At 44.7% G+C, this 1,950-nt stretch carries 1 protein-coding gene and 1 pseudogene; both read left to right on the top strand.

Annotated features, from left to right (window positions below; genetic code table 11):
- Positions 1-254, top strand: a pseudogene (locus F6K37_RS40005) (radical SAM protein); the annotation flags it as partial.
- Positions 255-535: 281 nt separating this feature from the next.
- Entirely contained in the window at positions 536-1,156 is a 621-nt protein-coding gene (locus tag F6K37_RS40000; RefSeq protein ID WP_287256824.1) for a class I SAM-dependent methyltransferase, read from the top strand.
- Positions 1,157-1,950 lie beyond the last annotated feature (794 nt).

The following is a 1,950-nucleotide window of genomic DNA, read 5'->3' as shown; positions in this document are numbered from 1 at the left end:
TGATTTCCCGAGGGGATCGTCGCTTATCCCAACTCTTAGAACTAACCAGGCATTATGGGGATTCCTTAGGCAGTTTCCGCCGTGCCTTTAAACAATTGCGAGGACAGTTACCTGAACTAGACTTCTATGTCTATAACGACTGGTCAACAGAGCAAGTCTTGCCTTGGAGTCATCTGCTTGGGCCACTTCCCCAGGCCACCTTGCTCAAGCACTTAGGTGCTGCTACAGCCCTGGGCCTAGGGAATGGGGAATAGGGCGTGTGGGAAGTGTGGGAAGTGTAGAAAGTCAGTTATTTTATTAAACGGGGTACCTATTTGAGCCAAAGTTCCCGACTCCCGACTCCCGACTCCCGACTCCCTGTGCCCTTTGCTATTTATTATTAAGCATTCAGCTATCAGCGTGTCGCGTATCAGCTATCAGCCAAAGGCCTGTGGCCACACTACTTGAGCTCCGAACAGCTTTTGAATAAAATAAGCTGACGGCTGACGGCTGACGGCTGAATGCTTAGATTTATTACTGTTACTAATGACAACCTATGCTTAAGCTCTTAACTGAAATACAGAATACATGGCAGGATATAGTCCTACCTGTAGATAAAAGAAAAGATTGTTGGACAGTTAGCCAACAATTCCGTGATCATGTCAAACAATTTTTACCGAAAAAACAATATTCCTTATTAGAGGTGGGATGTTACAAGGGGCTGACGGCAAAGCACTTATCCGATCACTTTACTAAATATCTAGGTTTAGATGTTAACGATAGGTACCTCAGAGTAGCAAGATTAAACAATATTTTTAATTACCATGTCAAATTCCAAAGATTTGATGTGTATACTTCTGATTGGAATCAGTTAACCTTTCCTGCTGATGTGGTTTTAATAGATGCACGTCATAAATATGAGTATATCAAACAAGATATTGATAACTGTTTAAAGCGATTTAATAATGCATTGATAATTTTTGATGATTATGGAGCATGGGAAAGCGTCTATAGGGCAGTTAATGAAGCGATCGATGACGGTAAGTTAGAGGTAGTTAAAGAAATTGGAGTTGAGAAAGGTCAACAACTGTGGCCAGATCAGAATAATCCATACTCTTACACACATTTTGGCTCAGAAGGATTGATTTGCCGTAGTAGTAGAGCGGTTTTCAATTAGGTTAGTTTTTGAGGGAGCAGGGAGTAGGGAGTAGGGAAGTCAGATTAGCTGCACCTAACATTAGACTCTAGGGTTGAGTAATATTTGTTCTCTACTTCGTTTATTCTGGTAGCGGCTTAGAGCATTGCTTTAGTGTGAGAGGGTAATGATGTGATCCCATTCCAGTTGAGATGGTAATCATGCGTTCGCGTAGCGGCTCTTTCAGAGCATCGCATTCCAGTTGAGATGGTAATCATGCGTTCGCGTAGCGGCTCTTTCAGAGCATCCCATTCCAGTTGACAGGGGAATGATGCGTTCGCGTAGCGGCTCTTTCAGAGCATCCCATTCCAGTTGAGATGGTAATCATGCGTTCGCGTAGCGGCTCTTTCAGAGCATCCCATTCCAGTTGAGATGGTAATCATGCGTTCGCGTAGCGGCTCTTTCAGAGCATCGCATTCCAGTTGAGATGGTAATCATGCGTTCGCGTAGCGGCTCTTTCAGAGCATCGCATTCCAGTTGAGATGGTAATCATGCGATCGCGTAGCGGCTCTTTCAGAGCATCGCATTCCAGTTGAGATGGTAATTATGCGTTCGCGTAGCGGCTCTTTCAGAGCATCCCATTCCAGTTGAGATGGTAATCATGCGTTCGCGTAGCGGCTCTTTCAGAGCATCCCATTCCAGTTGAGATGGTAATCATGCGTTCGCGTAGCGGCTCTTTCAGAGCATCCCATTCCAGTTGAGATGGTAATTATGCGTTCGCGTAGCGGCTCTTTCAGAGCATCCCATTCCAGTTGAGATGGTAATTATGCGTTCGC

The organism is Moorena sp. SIO4E2 (assembly GCF_010671945.1).
GTDB classification, from domain to species: Bacteria; Cyanobacteriota; Cyanobacteriia; order Cyanobacteriales; family Coleofasciculaceae; genus Moorena; species Moorena producens.
Note: the sequence above shows the minus strand (reverse complement) of the source record. Positions and strands in the feature narration are given on the sequence as shown.